Here is a 17751-nt window from a genome sequence, read left to right as displayed (position 1 = left end):
CGTTCATGACCGCTACCCGTGTGCCCGGCAACCCGGTCGTCGAGGACGGCGTCCTGATCTCCACCAATCCCGCCTCGGGGGCGGAGGCCGGCCGCGTGCCGGTGGCCGACGCCGAGGCCGTGCGCGAGACCGTGCGCCGCGCCGCCGAGGCCGGCCTCTGGTGGCAGGCCCTGGGCTACGACGGGCGGCGTGAACGGCTGCTGCGCTGGCGGTCGCTGATCGTGCGCCGCATCGAGGAGCTGGCCGCGCTGACCAGCCTCGAGACCGGCAAGCCGGAGGCCGACGCGATCGTCGAGGCCACCGCCGCGGTCGAGCACCTCGACTGGGCCGCCCGCAACGCGCAGCGGGTGCTCGGCCCGCGCCGGATGCGCACCCGGCTGCTGGTGGCCGAGCACACCGGGCACCTGGAATACCTGCCGTACGGCGTGGTCGGCGTGATCGGTCCGTGGAACTACCCGATCCTCACGCCGGTCGGGCCGATCAGCGGGGCCCTGGCCGCGGGCAACGCCGTGGTGCTCAAGCCGAGCGAGTACACGCCGATCGTCGGCCAGTGGCTGGTCGACACGTTCGCCGAGGTGGTGCCCGAGCAGCCGGTGCTGCAGGCGGTGCACGGCCTGGGCGACGTGGGTGCCGCGCTGTGCCGCTCGGGCGTGGGCAAGATGGCGTTCACCGGCTCGACCGCCACCGCCAAGAAGGTGCTCGCCGCCTGCGCCGAAAACCTGGTGCCCGCGGTGATCGAGGCCGGCGGCAAGGACGCGCTGATCGTCGACGCCGACGCGGACATCCCGGCGGCGGCCGAGGCGGCGGTGTGGGGGTCGATGACCAATGCCGGTCAGACCTGCATCGGCATCGAACGGGCGTACGTGGTCGCCCCGGTCTACGACGCCTTCGTCAGCGCGGTCACCGAAAAGGCGGGCCGGCTGCGGACGGGCGAGGAGATCGGCCCGATCACCATGCCCCGGCAGCTCGACATCATCCGCGACCACATCGACGACGCGCTGGCCAAGGGTGGTCGCGCGGTGCTCGGCGGGTCCGCGGCGGTCCAGCCGCCCTACGTCGCTCCGACCGTGCTGGTCGACGTGCCGGCCGACTCGCGCGAGATCCTCGACGAGACCTTCGGGCCCACGCTGACGATCACCAAGGTCGCCGACGCCGAAGAGGCGATCCGAAAGGCCAACGACAGCCCGTACGGACTGGGTGGCGCGGTCTTCGGCCGGAAGAACGCGGTGCGCATCGCACGGCGGCTGCGGGCCGGCATGGTGGCGGTCAACTCGACACTCTCGTTCGTCGGCATGGGCAACCTGCCGTTCGGCGGCGTCGGCGAGTCGGGGTTCGGCCGCATCCACGGCGAGGACGGGTTGCGCGAGTTCGCGCGGGCAAAATCGGTCACCGTACGGCGGGCTCCGTCGCTGCTGCCGGCGATGACCTTTGAGCGCACCCCGGCGCAGATCGCGACCATCGTGAAGGCCCTGCGAGTTTTGTACGGCCGGAAGTAGTCCCCGGCGGCGCGGTGCTAGCGTCCCTGAAGTGGTGGATCATCCCGCTGTCGAGGTCGACGGCCTGCATGTCGGTTACGGCTCCACCCCCGTGCTGGTGGGAGTCTCCCTGACCGTCCCGGCCGGCGGGGGTGTCTGCGTCACCGGCGAGAACGGCATCGGCAAGTCGACCCTGCTGCGCTGCGTGAGCGGCCTGCAACAGCCCGACGAGGGCACGATCCGGGTGTTCGGCGGCGATCCGGGCGCCACCCCCGAGTTCTGGCGAGCCGTGGTGACCACGGTCGAGCCGCCGACCTGGTATCCCGGACTGACCGCGCGCGAGCACGCCGAACTGGTCTGCCGCGCCCACGGCCAGGACCCGTCCGAGGCCGGGGTGGACGAGGCACTCGAACGGTTCGGGCTGGGCGGCCACAAGGACGCGATCCCGCCGCAGCTGTCGTCGGGTCAGAAGCAGCGGCTGGTGCTCGCCATCGCGCTGCTGCGGCCCAGCTCGCTGCTGATCCTGGACGAGCCCGAGCAGCGCCTCGACCGCGAGGGCCGGGCCGACGTCGCGAGCCTGCTCACCGACTACGTGGCCGGGGGCGGGTCGCTGCTCATGGCCAGCCACGACGACGACTTCGCGGTCGCGTCCGGGGCCGAGATCACCACGATGGAGTCGTTGAGCGCATGACGGCCGTCCCGCTCTCCCCCGTACGGCGCTGGATCAGCCGCACCCAGTCCTCGCACCGGGAGCGCGGCGCCACCCTGGGCAGTCTCTACATCGGCGCACTGTCGGTCGCGATCATCGGCGGCATGCTGCACCGGCAGCTGGCCGACATCTTCTGGCCCGACGCGCCCAACCTCTCGGGCCTGGCCGGGGGCGGTCTGGCCGCGGTCTGTTACGGCTTCCTGTTCCTGGCCCTGCGCCGGCTCGGACCGCTCACGCTGAGCCGCCCGGCCGCCGCGTGGCTGCTCACCGCCCCGGTGAGCCGCCGCATGCTGCTGCTGCCGTCGCTGCGCCTGACCGGCATCGCCGCCGCCGCGCTCGGCGCCCTGGCCGCGGTCGCCGTGGTCGGCCACGCCGGGCCGCACCATTCGATGAACGGCGAGCAGATCGCGCTGCTGATCACCGGCGGCGCGCTGCTGGGCATCGTGCTGCTGCTGGTCGCGACGACCGCTCAGGCCGGCCGGCGGTGGGGCGTCGCCGTGGACCGGCTGGCCGGGCTCGTGGTCGCCGCCGGTTTCGCCGCGCTGGTCGCCGATGTCGCCGTCGAGCAGCCGATCGCCGTCACCGCCTGGCCCGCCACCGGCACGCTGATCCCGATCGTGGCCGGCATCGCGGTGGTCGTCGTGGTGGCGGTCGCCCTGGTCATCCGGGGTCTCGGAGCCACACCCAACGACCGGATCCTGGAGGCCTCCCGTACGGCGGGAACGCTCTTCGACTCGGCGTTCGGCATCGAGCCGTCGTTCCTCACCGACATGATCGAGCGGCGCTACTGGGCCCGGCGCCGGCTGCGGTCGACCGCGCTCTTCCCCCGGCTGCCGGTGCTGGTGGCGCAGGACGTGCTGCTCACCCTGCGCCGCGGCAGCCGCCTGCTGTGGCTGCTGCTGGGGGTAACGCTGCCGGTGCTGTTCGGGGCCGCGCCGGGCTGGGTGCTGGGTGCCGTCGTGCTGGTCGGCTGCCTGGTCGCCGGCATGGTCGCGACCGGCAACGTACGCACCGACGCCGGTAATCCGGTGATGCTGCGGATGCTCGGGCTGACCTCGCGGGACGCCGTGCTGCAGCGGCTGCTCGTGCCCGGCGTGCTGGCCGGGGTGTGGGCAGCGCTGGCTCTGACGGCGCTCGACCTGCTGGGCGACCTGGACTCCGGCCCGTGGTGGGCGCTGGGCCTGACCCTCGGACCGGTCGGGGCGGCGGCCGCCGTGCACCGGGCGCGCGTGGGGTTCGTACGGAATGAACTGTTGCCGTTGGACACCCCGATGGGCACGCTCTCGACCGGACCGCTGGTCAACGCCGTGATGGGCCCCGACATGCTGCTGCTCGGCATCCCGGCCTGGATCGCGATCGCCCAGGGCCGGCTGTCACCCACAACTCTGCTGCTCCAGGCTGTGATCGGGATCGCGGGTGCCCGCTTCTACCTGTCCGGCACCACAGCCGACGACCGCACCGAGCTATCCCATTAACGCGATCACCGGTTACAAGGCGATCGCCTGCGGAGCGGAGCGACGCCATTAGAAGAGAGTGAGCTCGTCTCGTTCCATGCCGCGCAGCTTGTCGTAGTCGACGACGACGCAGCGGATGCCGCGGTCGGTGGCCAGCACCCGGGCCTGCGGCTTGATCTCCTGGGCGGCGAACACGCCCGACACCGGGGCGAGCAACGGGTCACGGTTCATCAGTTCGAGGTAACGGGTGAGCTGCTCGACGCCGTCGATCTCGCCCCGCCGCTTGATCTCGACCGCCACCGAGCCGCCGGCCTCGTCCTTGCAGAGCAGGTCGACCGGGCCGATCGCGGTCATGAACTCGCGGCGCACCAGCGTCCACCCCTCGCCGAACGTGGCCGGATGAGCGGCCAGCAGCTCCTGGAGGTGGGCCTCGACGCCGTCCTTGACCAGGCCGGGATCGACCCCCAGCTCGTACGACGTGTCTTGGAAGATCTCCTCGAGGGTGATCCGGAGTTCCTCGCCCGCCTTGTTGACGACCTTCCACACGCCCGGCGCCTCCTGCAGCTTGCAGGGCGGGCTCATCCAGTTCAGCGGCTTGTAGGCACGGTCGTCGGCGTGGATCGAGACCGAGCCGTCGGCCTTGACCATCAGCAGCCGGGTGGCCGTGGGCAGGTGGGCGGACAACCGGCCGACATAGTCGACGGAGCACTTCGCGATGACCAGACGCACCGCACGACCCTACCGGACCCCTCGCGCGGGTTTGTCATCCTGGAGTCGTGCTCGAAGCGCTCACCGGCACCGGCCTGGCCGCATCGGCCGGGCTCAATGCCTACATCCCCCTGATCACCATGGGTCTGCTGGCCCGCTACACCGACATGATCGACCTGCCCACCGGCTGGTCGTGGCTGTCCAACGGCTGGACCCTGCTGATCCTGGCGCTGCTGCTGGCCATCGAGATGGTCGCCGACAAGGTGCCGGTGGTCGACCACGTGAACGACGTGGTGCAGACCGTGGTGCGGCCGACCGCGGGCGGGCTCGCCTTCGGCGCCGGCTCGTCGAGCGAGACGGTGACGGTGAGCGACCCGGGGTCGTTCTTCGGATCCCATCAGTGGGTGCCGATCGCCGCCGGCGTGGTCATCGCGCTGGTCGTGCACGGTGTGAAGGCGCTCTCACGCCCCGTGGTGAACACCACAACAGCCGGTTTCGGAGCGCCGGTGGCCAGCACGGCCGAAGACATCGGCAGCGTATTGATGTCGGTTCTGGCCATCTTGCTCCCCGTTCTGGTCCTGGTCGGACTGGTGGTGATGGTGCTGGGCACGGTCTGGGTGGTGCGCAAGCGCCGCCGCCGGAAGGCCCTCGCGGCTTCCGGCGCCCCGGGGCTGAGTGGTTGACTCTTCGCCGTGCCCGCGATCGCCGTACCCGCCTTCGCCCTGACCTGGTGGGCGGCCTGCTACCTGACCGGCCGTGACCCGACGCGGGCGGCGGCGCTGCGGGCGGCCGGGGCGCTGATCTCGTACGCGGCCGGGCTGGCACTGTGGACCGTCGACGCCGACGGCACGGCCACCCAGGTGCTGTTCTGCCTGCCCGCCCTGCTCTGGGCCGGGGCGTCGGTCGCGTTGCTGCCGTCGTCGGTGCCCGAGCGGCGCCAGATCGATCTGGGCTGGATGATCCTGGCCGGGGCGTTCCTGATCGTGCTGGTCGTGCTGCCGTCGGCGGGCCGGCTGATCGTGCTCGCGCCGCTGGCCGGTGGCCTGGTGCTGCTCTGGCGGTTCCGCGATCAGGTGCGCCCGCCGTTGCTCACCACGGCGCTGGCCGTCGCGGCCGCCCTCTACGCGCTCGCCCTGGTCGCCCTGCTGCTGCCGGTCGACCTGGGCGCGCCCGGCCTGGTGCTGGCCGCGATCGGGCTCGACCTGGTCGTCCTCGGTTTCCTGATCGCGGTGTCGGACGCGCTCGACGTCGGCGAGCGGCTGCGGCCCGACCTGGTGCGCTCGGCGACCGCCGCCGTGATCGCCATCGTGCTGGTCGGCGGTCCGGTCGCGGTCACCCTGACCACGGTCGACGAGCCGATCATCATGCTCCTCCAGTTCGCCCTGGTCGCCGTCGTGATGACGGTGATCGGCCTGATCGGACCGGTGCGCCGCGGGCTCGACCTGCTCGCGTTCCGCGGCGACGAGCGGGTGCGACGCGACCGCGCCGATCTGATGCTGCTGGCCGATGCGCTGCCCCGGCACCGGGAACGGCACCGCCTGCCCGCCACCAGCCGCGAGGACTTCCTCCGGTACGCGCGGCAGGCGCTGGACAACTACGGCGACCTGGGCCGGTTGATGCGCAGCCCGCTGACCGATCTGCCCGAGGTCGACCGGCGGCTGGACGGCCGCTCGTCGGACCAGCCGCTGGACCGGGCGGTGGAGTTGCGGGCCCTGCTCAAGGACGAGGTCGACCGGCTGCGCCCGGCCGGGGAACTCGAGACGACCGAGGAGTGGCGGCACTACAACGCGCTGCATTTCTGCACCGTGGCCGGACTGAACCCGTACGCGCGGAAAATGCGCACCGACGGTCTGGAGCGGGAGACGCGGCGCGCGATCGACTGGATGCGCCGCTATGTGCCCCGCGGGACGCTGCGCCGCTGGCACAACGAGGGCGCCACGCTGGTCGCCACCCGTCTGTGGGACGGACTGGTGGCCGCCAACCCGCGACGGCCCGACACGCAGCACATAATCGGTCAGTTCGGGCGAAAATAGGTAAAATCCCCCAACGTGAATTCCGGGGGGTCAGGTGGCTAACCACCGCAACGCGCTGGTCGCTGCCGTCCGGCAGGAACTGGCCGAGGCGCGCGGCGCGGCCCGGGCCGTGCTGGCCGAGGCGGAGTCGGCCCGGGGCGAGGCGCAGAGTCGACGGCGGCTGGTCCGGGACGCGTACGCGACCTGCCTCAACCAGCTGGCCGAGGCGCGCGACGCCGCCCGCCGCGACATCCAGCGCCGTTTCCAGTTCGAGTCGTCGCGCCTGGCCGGCAACGTCCGCCGGCTCGCCGCCCACACCGCGACCGGGGCGGCCGGCCTGCCCTGGCGGATGTGGTCGCCGAGCGAACCCGAACTGGGCGCGGCGCCCGGCCTGCTCCGGATCGGCACGCTGACCCTGGACGACACGGCCGCCCTGCCCGCCCTGGTCCCGTTCCTGGACGCGGCCCACCTCAACCTCGACGGGCCCCCGGCCACCGCGGACGGCGTGATCACCGGCCTGCTGCTGCGCGCGCTCGGCACCACCCGGCCCGGCGACCTGCAGCTGACCGTTTACGACCCGGAATACCTCGGCGGCACGCTGGCCTCGTTCGCGCCGCTCGGCATCTCGTTCGTCGGCCCGGGCGGACTCGGGCCGGCCCTGGACGAGCTGGTCGAGCACATCTGCCGGGTCAACGAGACGGTGCTGGCGGGCGAGTACCAGTCGCTGGCCGACCTGACCGCGGCCACCCCGGGCCCGCGCGCCGAGCCGTGGCGGGTGGTCGTGCTGCTGGCCGACCCGGCCACCGCCGAGGAGCTGACCAACGCCCAGCGCGCGCAGCTCGACCGGATCGTGCGCACCGGCGTGGCCTGTGGGGTGCATTTGCTCGTACGCGGTCTGGAGCTGGCCGAACACACCACGGTGCGCCGGCTCGCGGTGCACGAGCAGACCGCGACCTGCGACATCACCGGTGACCTGGAGATCCGGCTCGACCCGCCGCCGCCCGCCGACCGGGTGGCCGCGTTCTGCCGGGCCACCGCCGAACGCCTGCGCGCCGGGCCACCCCCGGCCAAGCTCAGCGACCTCGAGCCGCGCGAGTTCTGGGCCGAGTCGTCGGCCCACGGCCTGGTCGCGCCGATCGGCGACAGCACCGACGGATCGCTCATCGACGTACCGCTCGGCGACGACCCGCCGCACGCCCTGATCGGCGGTCCCTCCGGATCGGGCAAGACCAACCTGATCTACGCCTGGCTCACCTCGCTGGCCACCCGCTACGGCCCCGAGGAACTGGCCCTCTACCTGCTCGACTTCAAGGAGGGGGTGTCGTTCGCCCGCTTCGTGCCCGGGCCGCGCGACCCCGGCTGGCTGCCCCAGGTGCGACTGGCCGGCATCAACGTCAACGGCGACCGCGAGTTCGGGCTGGCCATGCTGCGCCACCTGAGCGAGGAACTGCGTACGCGGGCCCAGGCGGCCAAACGCGTCGACGCGTCCAAACTGGCCGAGTTGCGCGCCGAGGACCCGGACGGCCACTGGCCCCGCATCGTGGCCGTGATCGACGAGTTCCAGGTGCTGCTGGCCGGCCGGGACGCGGTCGCCGACGAAGCCGTGACGCTGCTCGAAGACCTGGCCCGCCGCGGCCGCTCCCAGGGCATCCACCTGATCCTGGCCAGCCAGGACGTCAGCGGCATCGAGGCGCTGTGGGGCCGGTCCGGCCTGATCGGACAGTTCACCCTGCGGATCGCCCTGCCCAAGGCCCGCCGCATCCTGGCCGACGACAACCTGGCCGCCGCGGTCATCCCCCGCTTCCACGCGGTGGTGAACACCCAGTCCGGTATGTCCGGTGCCAACCAGGTCGTCCGCCTGCCCGACGCCGGCGACCGGCTGGTCTGGCGCAGCCTGCAACGACGGCTGTGGCGCGACCGGCCCGACGGCTGCGAGGAGCCCCGCCTCTTCGACGGCGACGCGGTGCCGCTGCTGCCCGAGAACTGCCGCCCGGCCGGTCCGGTGCCCGACGCGGCGTCACCGGTCGGCTCGTCCCCCGGCGCCGTGCTCGGCGAACGAATCGACGTCGCCGCCCGGCCCGCCCGGTTACGCCTGGGCCGGATGCCGGGACGCAATCTGGCGGTACTCGGTACACGTACGGACGAAGCCTGTGACATCCTCGCCGCCGCCGCACTGTCGCTGGCCGCCCAGGGACCGGCCCACTTCAGCATCGTCTGCCTGGACCCCGACGCGGCCCGGCCCGCCGCCCGCCTGATCGCCGAACTGCCGTCGGCCGACTGGTGCGCCGCCCTGCCGGCCCTGTTCGAAACCGACATTCCGCACTATGTCATCGGCTACGCGCTGGACGCCGGGCCGGACCAGGCGATGCTGCGGAAGCTGCTCACCGAGGGACCCGAACAGCGCACCCACGTGCTGGGCTGGTGGCGCTCGGTCGCCCGCCTGCGCGACTCCCTGGGTGGCCTGGCCGCGCGACTCGACCCGATCGGCGCCTGGGTGGCGCTCGACGTGCAGGGCGCCGACCTGGCCCCGCTCTATCCCCAGCCCGGCGGTCCGGCCTGGTATCCGCGCACCCGGCGGGCGCTGTTCTTCGACCGCTCGGTGCACCGGACCCCCGAAGTCATCGTCCCGTACGAGGTGAACAGTGACCACACGTGACCGCCAGCCGATCGGCCGCGACTACCAGCTGATGGTGAGCGCCTTGGCCGAGGCCACCCGGCGCCGGGACGCCGAACTGGGCAAGGCCGAACAGGCCTATCAGGACAGCTCGGCGCAGGCCGCGGGCGAACTGGCCCGGGCCGAGGGCGACGCGCAGTCGGCCGACACCTGGGCCGGCACCGCGGCGGCCCAGGTGCTGGACGTCGACCGGGAGGCGGCCCGCCTCTGGGACGAGCTGCGCCGGGCCCGCGGCCTGCGCGTTCGGGCGATCGGCGAGATTCCGGAGCCGACGTCGATCGAATCGCTGCCGCAGGCGGCGCTTCCCCGTTTTTCTGAAGCTGGTTCCGACTCTCCGCCAGTGCCGCGGCAGTCCCCGCGTGCCCTGCTGGCCCGAGCGGCCGAACGCATCGACCACACGATCCGCCCGGCCGGCCGGCGGCGCGCCCTGCCCCGCTGGGCCCTGCCGCTGCTGCCGGTGCTGGGCGCGGTGATCGCGGCGATGGCCGGTCTGGTCGGCTCGGGCCTGGTGACCTTTGGCGACACCGGCGTCTGGGGCGGCTCGGCGATCCGGCTCCTCGGGTGGCTGGCGTTCCTGGTCGCGCCGTCGGCCGGGGTGCCGGTGGCGGCGTTCCTGGCCCACCGCCGCCTGCAGGCCCGCCTGGACATCGGCGGCATCGGCCTGACTCTGCTCGGCGGCATGATCGCGGCCACCCTGATGTCGCTGGCGTTCGCGGCCAACCACTGAAGCTTTTCGGCCGTGGCGGCCACCTGGACGGACGATCGTCGTCCAGCATGGATTTACATATGGTGACCCCTTCCTGACCGCCGGACCCGGGAGTCACCACGTGAAGAAGTACCTGCCGCTGCTCGCCGCCGCCGTCGCGGCCGGCGGGGCGTTGATCGCTCCCGGCTACGCGCAGGCGGACCTTCGCGTGATCCCGGCCGCCGCCCCGCTGCCGACCACCCTGGCTCCTGGCGCCCCGCCGGCGACCACCCGGCCGCCGATCAAGCCGGTCGAGGACACTCCGATTCCGCACACTCCGCCGCCGACCACGACGGCCACGCCGCCGCTGCCACCGGGCGACGCCGAGCCGGAGCTGACCCCGACGCCGCTGCCGACCAAGCCGATCGAGCACACCCCGCCGCCGACCAGCCCGCACGCGACCACGACGGTCACGCCGACGATCCCCGTCGGCGGCGAGCCGGACTGGGAATCAGACGTCATCACGGAACCCACGCCGACGCCGGAAGTCACCGCGCCCGCCACGACGCCGGCGACCACCGAGCCGGCCGCCCCCGTCGCCACCACCGAACCCCCGGCCTCCGAAAACGGCGGCGGCGGGCTCGCGCTCACCGGATCGAACATCGCCCTCGTCGGCGCCGGCGGCGTGGCCATCCTCGCCGCGGGCCTGATCGGCCTGCTGTTCGCCCGTCGCCGCCGCACCAAGTTCGTCGCCTAGAGACGCAGAGGTCGCTGCCTCCGCTGGGGTGCCCCAATCGCGGCCGCCTTCGGTGCCGCCGACATCTGGTCGCCACCCGCTGACGCCGGTCTACTGCGCCCGTGGGTGGCAGGCCACGGACGCACTCGGCTCGGGCCGCCGCCTTCGGTCCTCACGTTCGGAGAGGCGAGTCATCCGGCCCCGCAGGGCTGGTCTGCATCGCCTACTCTTCGGTCCTCCCAGCGACCCTCGAGGTACCGGCACGGGTGGGGCTCGTACGGCGGAGCGTCCCGATAGTGGTCCGGCTGACCCAGCGGGCACGGCGGTGGGGGCGAACACTGCCCAGGCCGGGAGCGCGTCCAGCCCGCCGGCGACGTCAGGGCGGCGAAGCAACCGGATCGCCGTGGTCTCCGGCCTCACCCGCCGCGTCCAGCGCGTCGAGATCGACCTCGTCCGCACCGGCCGGGCGAAGGCACACAGCCCGGGGTGATCGTCTCGCTCTCCGGCCGGCGCAAGTCGATCTTGCGGAGCAGCCGCCGCCTCCCCCGCCCAGGGACGTGGCTGGCACGCTATGCCCGGGGCGGACGGCGGTGACGGTTATCCACGAGTGAGAGACGTCCCAGTTTTCCGTGCCTCGGTGCGGCCCAGCAGCCGCGCGTCCTGGGTGCGCAGCAGGCGGGACAGGTGTGACGGATACCAGCGGCCGCTGCCGCCCGGAGTTGGCACCCGGTCGTCATTGAGGCGGGTGCAGATGTCGGCCAGTCGGGCGCCGGCGGCCCGCTCCGCCACCACCCGCCGCAGCACGTCGTCGGGGCACCGGCGTGGGCGGCCCAGCCGCACGCCCTGCTTGCGCAGCGACGCCAGCGCCTCGGCCGTGCGGTCGGCGATGACGCGCCGCCGCAACTCGTCCTCCGAGACCACCACGGCCCGCCGCTGGTGGGGCACGGGTGGTGCCGTCACCGGGTGCTCCGCAGGAAGGCGAGCAACTGGCGCAGCACCTGGGCGGCGTGCTTCCGTCGCTGCGGGTTGGGATGGAAGAGCGTGACGGCCAGGGTGGCGCCCACATAGAGGGTGAGGACTCCGACGACACAGGCGATCACCACGCCGGCCCAGCCCGCCGCGGGGCTGAGGGCTTCCAAGAGAGCGAGCATGACGGCAACCTCCGGCTCCAGCCAGGGCCCGTCTGCCACGGCCCCGGAACCAGGTGCCGTAGCAAGGCAGGCCCCCACGATCCAATGCGAACTCGAGCCGCAGCCCGGATCAGTTCGACTACCAGGGGGACAACTTTTGCTACGGCCCTTCCATGGGCCGATCTCGCTCTTCGACGGTAACCCCGGGATCGCTCTTTCCGGTAAAGGGTCATCCTTGAGCGATCCATCTAAGGTCGTGAGCATGGAGCCGGCCATCCGCGTGCGCGGCCTGCGGAAGACGTATCAGAGCAACGTGGCCGTCGACGGCGTCGATCTCGATGTCGCCCGCGGCGAAGTCTTTGCCCTGCTCGGGCCCAACGGGGCGGGCAAGACAACGACCGTCGAGATTCTCGAGGGCTACCGCAAGCGCGACGCCGGCGAGGTCAGCGTCCTGGGCGAGGATCCGGCGCACCGGAGTGTGCGGGACCGGGTCGGGATCGTGTTGCAGGGCACCGGCGAGTTCGACGAGCTGACCGTGGGCGAGGTCGTGCAGCATTTCTCGCGGTTCTATCCGAAGGCCGACGATCCGGGCGCCGTCATCGAGCGGGTCGGGCTCGCCGAGAAGGCCCGCGCCCGCACCCACACGCTCTCGGGTGGACAGAAGCGCCGCCTCGACGTCGCGCTCGGCATCATCGGGCGGCCCGAGCTGCTGTTCCTCGACGAGCCGACGACCGGGTTCGATCCGGAGGCGCGGCGCGAGTTCTGGCAGCTGATCCGGGATCTGCAGACCGGCGGCACCACCATCGTGCTGACCACGCACTATCTCGAGGAGGCCGAGACGCTGGCCGACCGGGTCGGGGTGATCGCGCACGGCCGGCTGCTCGCGGTCGACACTCCGGCCCGGCTCGGCGATCGGGAGTCGGCCGAGGCCACGGTGTCCTGGGGTACGGGAGAAAAGATAACGACCGCGACGCCGACGCAGGTGATCCGGGAGCTCGCCGAGACGTACGGGGAAATCCCGGGTCTGACCGTCTCGAGGCCGACCCTGGAGGACGTCTACCTGAAGATGATCGGACACGACGCGTGAGACTCGGGCTGTATCAGGGCGTTCTCGAGGTCAAGCAGTTCCTGCGCAGCCGCGAGCAGGTCGTCTTCACGCTGGCGTTCCCGGTCATCATGATCATCGTGTTCGGGTCGATCTTCAAGGGCGACATCGGCCCGGACGTGAAGTTCACGCAGTACTTCGTGACCGGCATGATCGGCACCGGACTGATGACCGCCGGGTTCCAGTCGCTGGCCATCCAGATCCCGACCGAGCGCGACCGCGGCGTACTCAAGCGTTTCCTCGGCACCCCGATGCCCAAGTGGGTCTATTTCGCGGGCAAGGTGCTGATGGTCGCGTTCATCGCCGTGCTCGAGACGGTTGTGCTGCTGACCGTGGCCACCCTGTTCTTCGGGATCGACCTGCCCGGCACCGGCGCGAAGTGGCTGACGTTCCTGTGGGTGTCGGCGCTCGGGATCACCGCCTGCACGCTGTGCGGGGTCGCGTTCTCGTCGGTGGCGCGTACCGGCCGCAGCGCACCCGCCGTGGTCACCCCGGTCGCCTTGGTGCTGCAGTTCATCTCGGGCGTGTTCTTCGTGTTCACCAGCCTGCCGAGCTGGATGCAGACGGTGGCCGGGCTGTTCCCGCTCAAGTGGCTGTGCCAGGGTCTGCGGTCGGTGTTCCTGCCCGAGTCGTTCGGGGCGCAGGAGCCCGGCGGCTCGTTCGATCTGCCCATGGTCGCGATCGTCCTCGGCGTGTGGTGCGTGTTGGCCCTCGTCCTCTGCCTGACGACGTTTAAATGGACCACGAAACGCGACGGCTGATTGAGCTCCACCACTCGTGGGTAAAACCGCGTCTTCGCATACGCAAAGGGGTTGGTCGCCGCCATGGGCGGATATGGCTGGCAGATCGTGCTCGTCGTGGTGCTGGTGCTGCTCAACGCGGCGTTCTCCGGCAGCGAGATGGCGCTGATCTCGCTGCGGGACAGTCAGCTGCAGCGGCTGGAGCGGCAGACCCGCACCGGCCGCACGCTGGCCAAGCTGGCCCGCGACCCGAACCGGTTCCTGGCCACCATTCAGATCGGCATCACGCTGGCCGGCTTCCTGGCCTCGGCGTCGGCCGCGGTGTCGCTGGCCCACCCGCTGACCGGTCCGCTGTCGTTTCTCGGGTCGGCCGCCGAGCCGGTGTCGATCGTCGTCGTCACCATCATCCTGACCTTCTTCACCCTGGTCGTGGGCGAGCTCGCCCCCAAGCGGATCGCCATGCAGCGGGCCGAGGCCTGGGCGCTGACCGTCGCCCGCCCGCTCGACATGCTGTCGACGATGTCCCGGCCGATCATCTGGCTGCTCGGCAAGTCGACCGACGTGGTCGTGCGGATCACCGGCAACGACCCGGAGGCCGGGCGCGAGGAGGTCTCCACCGAGGAGATCCGCGACCTGGTGACGCAGCAGCAGGAGTTCACCCCCGAGCAGCGCACGATCATCAGCGGCGCCTTCGAGATCGCCGACCGGATCCTGCGCGAGATCCTGGTGCCCCGGCGGGACGTGCTGACCGTGCCGGGCGACTCGCCCTCGCACGAGGCGCTGCGCCGGCTGATCGAGGGCGGGCACTCGCGGGCGCCGGTGGTCGGCCCGATGGGGCTCGACGACGTGCTCGGCGTGGTGCACCTGCGTGATCTGGTCGACGCCGAGGGTCCCGTGCAGGGGCACATGTTCGCGCCGCTGTTCCTGCCCGAGACGCTCAAGGTGTCCGACGCGATGAAGCAGATGCGGGTTCAGCGGCAGCAGCTCGCCCTGGTCGTCGACGAGCGCGGCGCGATCGACGGCATCATCACCATGGAAGACCTGGTCGAAGAGGTCGTGGGCGAGATCTACGACGAGACCGACCGGGACGTGCAGTCGGTGGTACGCGAACCGGACGGCTCGATGCTGCTGCCGGGCACGTTCCCGATCCACGATCTGCCCGACATCGGGGTCGACGTCGAGCGCCTGGACGAGGGCGACTACACGACGGTGGCCGGGCTGGTGCTGGCCCACCTCGGGCACATCCCGACCGAGCCGGGCGAGACCGTGGAGGTCGACGGGCACACGGCCGAGGTCGTCGAGGTCACCGGCCGGGCCATCACCAAGATCCGGCTGCGGGTGGCCGCCCGCGATCAGTCCTTGTAGGCCAGCGACAGCACGGCGTGCGCGACCAGGATCGCCTCTTCCTTGGCGTCGTACGGGCCCACACGCAGCTCGACCGCGTGCCCGCCGAACAGGGCGCGCACGGTCCAGCTGTTCGGGTGGCGGTCGTCCTCGCGGCTGTGGTTGACGACGACCTGGGTGGCGGCCCGGATGTTCACAGCCGACCACCGCTCGTCCGACCCCGGCGGCCACGCGCGGAACCAGCCCGGAGCGACCGCCAGGGCTTCCCGGCTCGCCTCGGCGAGCGCCCACTGCATCTCTTCCGGGCTTGGTCCCGTACGCGTCATATGCGCATTTTAGTTAGTACGTGTAGAAGCCCTTGCCGGTTTTCCGACCCAGGTCGCCCGCCTGCACCATGCGCTGGAGCAGCTCCGGCGGGAAGAACTTCTCGTCGGCGGTGTCGCGGTAGATGTTGCTCGCCGCGTTCAGCATCACGTCGAGGCCGGTCAGGTCGACCGTGGCCAGCGGGCCCATCGCGTGGCCGAAGCCCAGCTTCATCACCGTGTCGAGGTCGGCCGCGCTGACCACGCCCGACTCGACCAGCTGGACCGCCTCGATCAGGATCGCGCTGAACAGCCGGTTGGACACGAAGCCGGCCACGTCGCGCTTGACCTCGACGCAGGTCTTGCCGACCTCTTCGGCGTAGGCGCGGGCCGCGGCGAGCGTCTCGTCCGACGTCTGGTAGCCGCGGACCAGCTCGACCAGCTTCATCATCGGCACCGGCGAGAAGAAGTGGATGCCGACGACCGACTCGGGCCGCTGGGTCACGGTGGCGATCTGCGTGATCGGGATGGCCGAGGTGTTCGTGCCGAGCACCGCGTCGGCCTTGCAGATCTTGTCGAGCGTGCGGAAGACCTCGTGCTTGGCCTCGACCTTTTCGTAGATGGCCTCGACCACCACGTCGGCGTCGGCGGCGGCGTCGAGATCGGTCGTGGGGGTGATCCGGGCGATGGTCGCCTCGGCCTCCTCCTCGGTGATCCTGCCCTTGGCCGCGAACCGGCTCAGCGAGTCGCGGATCGCCGCCATGCCGCGGCTGGTCGCCGCGTCGTCCACGTCTCGCATCGTGACGTGCCAGCCGGCCTGCGCCGAGACCTGAGCGATGCCGGAACCCATCAGCCCGGAGCCGATGACCGCGAGTCGACCCGCCATGGTGTGCCCTCCCTGTACGCGAAATGACAGGCTCACCCTAACGGGGCTACTTAACGTGAGTTCAGCCCAGGGTCGCTTCCACGATCGGGGCAATTCCCCGGAAATTGCCCACATGCCGGTGCGAGACTGTGCCCATGCCCTCAGGCAACGGCTGGTACCTCGTCGGGCCTCTCATCGCCGTCGGTCTGGTCGGCCTCCTCGGTGCGATCTTCTGGCGCATGGGCCTGCAGTGGACGCTCGCGACCGAACCCGAGGCCGGCCACGGACCCGGGTTGGCCATCTTCGGCGATTCCGACGACTACGGCCTGCTCTGCCCGGCCGCGGTCACCATCGACGACGAAGTGGCCGCCGAGGTCCGGCGGCTGCTCGGCGAAGCGGGGATCCGCGCCACCCACACCTATGACCGCGACGGCCGTACGGTCGTACTGGTCTTCGCCGAGCAGGTCGAGGCCGCTCGGCGACTCGTCGGTTCTAGCTGAAGTCGAACGTCGGCTCGGGCACGTCGGCCCGCTCGACCTCGACCCCCAGCTTGGCCAGGTCTTCCACGAAGTCGGGGTAGCCCCGGTCGATGTGGTGCACCTCGCCGACCTCGGTCACGCCCTCGGCGCACAGACCGGCGATGACCAGCCCGGCCCCGGCCCGGATGTCGGTCGCGCGCACCGGCGCCCCGGAGAGCCGCTCCCGCCCGTTGACGACCGCGTGGTGCCCGTCGGTGCGGATGTCGGCGCCGAGCCGGACCATCTCGTTCACGAACATGAACCGGCCGTCGAAGATGTTCTCGGTGATCAGCGAGGACCCGTCGGCCACGCTGGCCAGTCCGATCGCCATCGGCAGCAGGTCGGTGGCGAAGCCCGGATAGGGCAGGGTCACGATGTCGACAGCCTTGGGGCGGTCGCTCATGCGTACGCGGAAATGGTTGTCACCCGGCTCGACCGCGGCCCCGGCCGTGACCAGCTTGTCGAGGGCGACGTCGAGGAACTCGGGCCGCACCCCCTGCACGGTCACGTCGCCCCGGGTCATGGCGCTGGCGAAGGCCCACGTGCCGCCGACGATCCGGTCGCCGATGGTGCGGTGCCGCACCGGCTGGAGGCCCTCGACACCCTCGACAGTCAGCGTGGAGGTGCCGGCGCCCTCGATCTTGGCGCCCATCGCGGTCAGCATGTCGCAGATGTCGACGATCTCGGGCTCACGGGCCGCGTTGTCGATCTCGGTGACGCCCTTGGCCAGCACGGCCGCCATCAGCAGGTTTTCGGTGGCGCCGACGCTCGGGAAGTCGAGCCAGATCTTGCCGCCGCGCAGGCCGTGCGGCGCCGAGGCGATCACGAAGCCGTGCTCGCCGGAGATCTGCGCACCCATCCGGGCCAGACCGGAGACGTGCATGTCGAGCCCGCGGGAGCCGATCATGTCGCCACCGGGGAGGGCGACGCGGACATAGCCCGTACGGGCGAGCAGCGGCCCGAGCACACAGATCGACGCCCGCAGCCGGCGGACCAGGTCGTAATCGGCCTCACTGCCCGGCTCGGCCGGCACGTCGATGGTGGCCTGGCCGCCGTCGAGGGTGACCTGGCAGCCCAGCCGGCGCAGCACCTCGGCCATGATGGCGATGTCGGTGATGCGCGGAACGTTCTCGACGACGCTGCGGCCCGGCGCCAGCAACGCCACCGCCATCAGCTTGAGCGCCGAGTTCTTCGCACCGCCCACAGTGACCTCACCGGTCAGCGGCGTGCCGCCCTTCACCCTGATCACATCCACGCGGGCCATGGTATGGGCAAGCGCACAGCCGCGCCTCCG

At 71.6% G+C, this 17751-nt stretch carries 18 protein-coding genes; 12 read left to right on the top strand and 6 right to left on the bottom strand.

The window, feature by feature from the left end; all coding sequences use genetic code 11:
* Positions 1-5: 5 nt before the first annotated feature.
* The 3 genes from KOI35_RS00585 to KOI35_RS00575 are packed head-to-tail and all read left to right on the top strand — an operon-like array spanning position 6 to position 3659.
* Positions 6-1496, top strand: a complete 1491-nt coding sequence (locus KOI35_RS00585; RefSeq protein ID WP_215783994.1) for an aldehyde dehydrogenase family protein — start codon at positions 6-8, stop codon at positions 1494-1496.
* Positions 1497-1527: 31 nt separating this feature from the next.
* On the top strand, positions 1528-2166 hold the full coding sequence (locus KOI35_RS00580; RefSeq protein WP_215783993.1) for an ABC transporter ATP-binding protein: 639 nt from the start codon (positions 1528-1530) through the stop codon (positions 2164-2166).
* A complete protein-coding gene (locus KOI35_RS00575; RefSeq protein WP_215783992.1) occupies positions 2163-3659 on the top strand; it encodes a DUF6297 family protein in 1497 nt (498 codons plus the stop codon). The genes KOI35_RS00580 and KOI35_RS00575 overlap by 4 nt, the downstream gene beginning before the upstream one ends.
* Positions 3660-3707: 48 nt before the next feature.
* Here KOI35_RS00575 and nucS read toward each other — a convergent pair whose 3' ends face one another.
* Positions 3708-4367 carry an endonuclease NucS gene (gene nucS / locus KOI35_RS00570; RefSeq protein WP_215783991.1) on the bottom strand — a complete coding sequence of 220 codons (660 nt, stop codon included), beginning with the start codon at positions 4365-4367 and terminating at the stop codon, positions 3708-3710.
* Positions 4368-4414: 47 nt separating this feature from the next.
* Here nucS and KOI35_RS00565 point away from each other — a divergent pair, with 47 nt between their 5' ends.
* The 5 genes from KOI35_RS00565 (at position 4415) to KOI35_RS00545 (ending at position 10474) form a co-directional block, all read left to right on the top strand.
* A complete protein-coding gene (locus KOI35_RS00565; protein WP_215783990.1) occupies positions 4415-5029 on the top strand; it encodes a DUF4126 domain-containing protein in 615 nt (204 codons plus the stop codon).
* 9 nt (positions 5030-5038) lie between these two features.
* Positions 5039-6379, top strand: a complete 1341-nt coding sequence (locus tag KOI35_RS00560; protein ID WP_215783989.1) for a hypothetical protein — start codon at positions 5039-5041, stop codon at positions 6377-6379.
* Between the two features lie 34 nt (positions 6380-6413).
* On the top strand, positions 6414-9014 hold the full coding sequence (locus KOI35_RS00555) for an FtsK/SpoIIIE domain-containing protein (RefSeq protein WP_215783988.1): 2601 nt from the start codon (positions 6414-6416) through the stop codon (positions 9012-9014).
* Complete coding sequence (locus tag KOI35_RS00550; protein ID WP_215783987.1) at positions 9001-9759, top strand: hypothetical protein; 759 nt, start codon at positions 9001-9003, stop codon at positions 9757-9759. The genes KOI35_RS00555 and KOI35_RS00550 overlap by 14 nt, the downstream gene beginning before the upstream one ends.
* A gap of 100 nt (positions 9760-9859) precedes the next feature.
* On the top strand, positions 9860-10474 hold the full coding sequence (locus KOI35_RS00545) for a hypothetical protein (RefSeq protein WP_215783986.1): 615 nt from the start codon (positions 9860-9862) through the stop codon (positions 10472-10474).
* A 576-nt stretch (positions 10475-11050) separates the two neighbouring features.
* Here KOI35_RS00545 and KOI35_RS00540 read toward each other — a convergent pair.
* Positions 11051-11413, bottom strand: a complete 363-nt coding sequence (locus KOI35_RS00540; RefSeq protein WP_215783985.1) for a recombinase family protein — start codon at positions 11411-11413, stop codon at positions 11051-11053.
* Positions 11410-11604, bottom strand: a complete 195-nt coding sequence (locus KOI35_RS00535) for a hypothetical protein (RefSeq protein ID WP_215783984.1) — start codon at positions 11602-11604, stop codon at positions 11410-11412. The genes KOI35_RS00540 and KOI35_RS00535 overlap by 4 nt, the downstream gene beginning before the upstream one ends.
* A 235-nt stretch (positions 11605-11839) precedes the next feature.
* On the opposite strand from KOI35_RS00535, the gene KOI35_RS00530 reads away from it, so the two are divergent.
* From KOI35_RS00530 to KOI35_RS00520, 3 genes are all read left to right on the top strand, one after another.
* Positions 11840-12670, top strand: coding sequence for an ABC transporter ATP-binding protein (locus tag KOI35_RS00530; RefSeq protein ID WP_438870581.1), 831 nt, complete (start codon positions 11840-11842; stop codon positions 12668-12670).
* Positions 12667-13449 (top strand): ABC transporter permease, encoded by a 783-nt coding sequence (locus KOI35_RS00525; protein ID WP_215783982.1) that lies wholly within the window; start codon positions 12667-12669, stop codon positions 13447-13449. Before KOI35_RS00530 ends, KOI35_RS00525 begins: the two co-directional genes overlap by 4 nt.
* Positions 13450-13512: 63 nt before the next feature.
* A complete protein-coding gene (locus KOI35_RS00520) occupies positions 13513-14793 on the top strand; it encodes a hemolysin family protein (RefSeq protein WP_215784725.1) in 1281 nt (426 codons plus the stop codon).
* On the opposite strand, the gene KOI35_RS00515 is transcribed toward KOI35_RS00520, so the two are convergent.
* The gene (locus KOI35_RS00515) at positions 14781-15098 is read right to left on the bottom strand and encodes a hypothetical protein (protein ID WP_215783981.1); all 318 of its coding nucleotides are present in this window, start codon (positions 15096-15098) and stop codon (positions 14781-14783) included. The genes KOI35_RS00520 and KOI35_RS00515 overlap by 13 nt on opposite strands.
* A gap of 13 nt (positions 15099-15111) precedes the next feature.
* Positions 15112-15960, bottom strand: coding sequence for a 3-hydroxyacyl-CoA dehydrogenase family protein (locus KOI35_RS00510; protein WP_215783980.1), 849 nt, complete (start codon positions 15958-15960; stop codon positions 15112-15114).
* A gap of 134 nt (positions 15961-16094) precedes the next feature.
* Between KOI35_RS00510 and KOI35_RS00505 the strand changes: the two genes are divergently transcribed.
* A complete protein-coding gene (locus KOI35_RS00505) occupies positions 16095-16439 on the top strand; it encodes a hypothetical protein (protein ID WP_215783979.1) in 345 nt (114 codons plus the stop codon).
* On the opposite strand, the gene murA is transcribed toward KOI35_RS00505, so the two are convergent.
* On the bottom strand, positions 16432-17721 hold the full coding sequence (gene murA, locus KOI35_RS00500; protein WP_215783978.1) for a UDP-N-acetylglucosamine 1-carboxyvinyltransferase: 1290 nt from the start codon (positions 17719-17721) through the stop codon (positions 16432-16434). The two genes, KOI35_RS00505 and murA, sit on opposite strands and share 8 nt — an antisense overlap.
* Positions 17722-17751: the final 30 nt, after the last annotated feature.

Source organism: Paractinoplanes bogorensis, assembly GCF_018829635.1.
Classification (GTDB): domain Bacteria; phylum Actinomycetota; class Actinomycetes; order Mycobacteriales; family Micromonosporaceae; genus Actinoplanes; species Actinoplanes bogorensis.
This window is presented reverse-complemented; position numbering and strand designations above follow the sequence as displayed.

Coding starts and splice junctions, on each gene's coding strand:
- KOI35_RS00585 (WP_215783994.1), top strand. CDS start 6: ATGACCGCTACCCGTGTGCCCGGCAACCCGGTCGTCGAGGACGGCGTC.
- KOI35_RS00575 (WP_215783992.1), top strand. CDS start 2,163: ATGACGGCCGTCCCGCTCTCCCCCGTACGGCGCTGGATCAGCCGCACC.
- KOI35_RS00535 (WP_215783984.1), bottom strand. CDS start 11,604: ATGCTCGCTCTCTTGGAAGCCCTCAGCCCCGCGGCGGGCTGGGCCGGC.
- KOI35_RS00520 (WP_215784725.1), top strand. CDS start 13,513: ATGGGCGGATATGGCTGGCAGATCGTGCTCGTCGTGGTGCTGGTGCTG.
- KOI35_RS00515 (WP_215783981.1), bottom strand. CDS start 15,098: ATGACGCGTACGGGACCAAGCCCGGAAGAGATGCAGTGGGCGCTCGCC.
- KOI35_RS00510 (WP_215783980.1), bottom strand. CDS start 15,960: ATGGCGGGTCGACTCGCGGTCATCGGCTCCGGGCTGATGGGTTCCGGC.
- KOI35_RS00505 (WP_215783979.1), top strand. CDS start 16,095: ATGCCCTCAGGCAACGGCTGGTACCTCGTCGGGCCTCTCATCGCCGTC.
- murA (WP_215783978.1), bottom strand. CDS start 17,721: ATGGCCCGCGTGGATGTGATCAGGGTGAAGGGCGGCACGCCGCTGACC.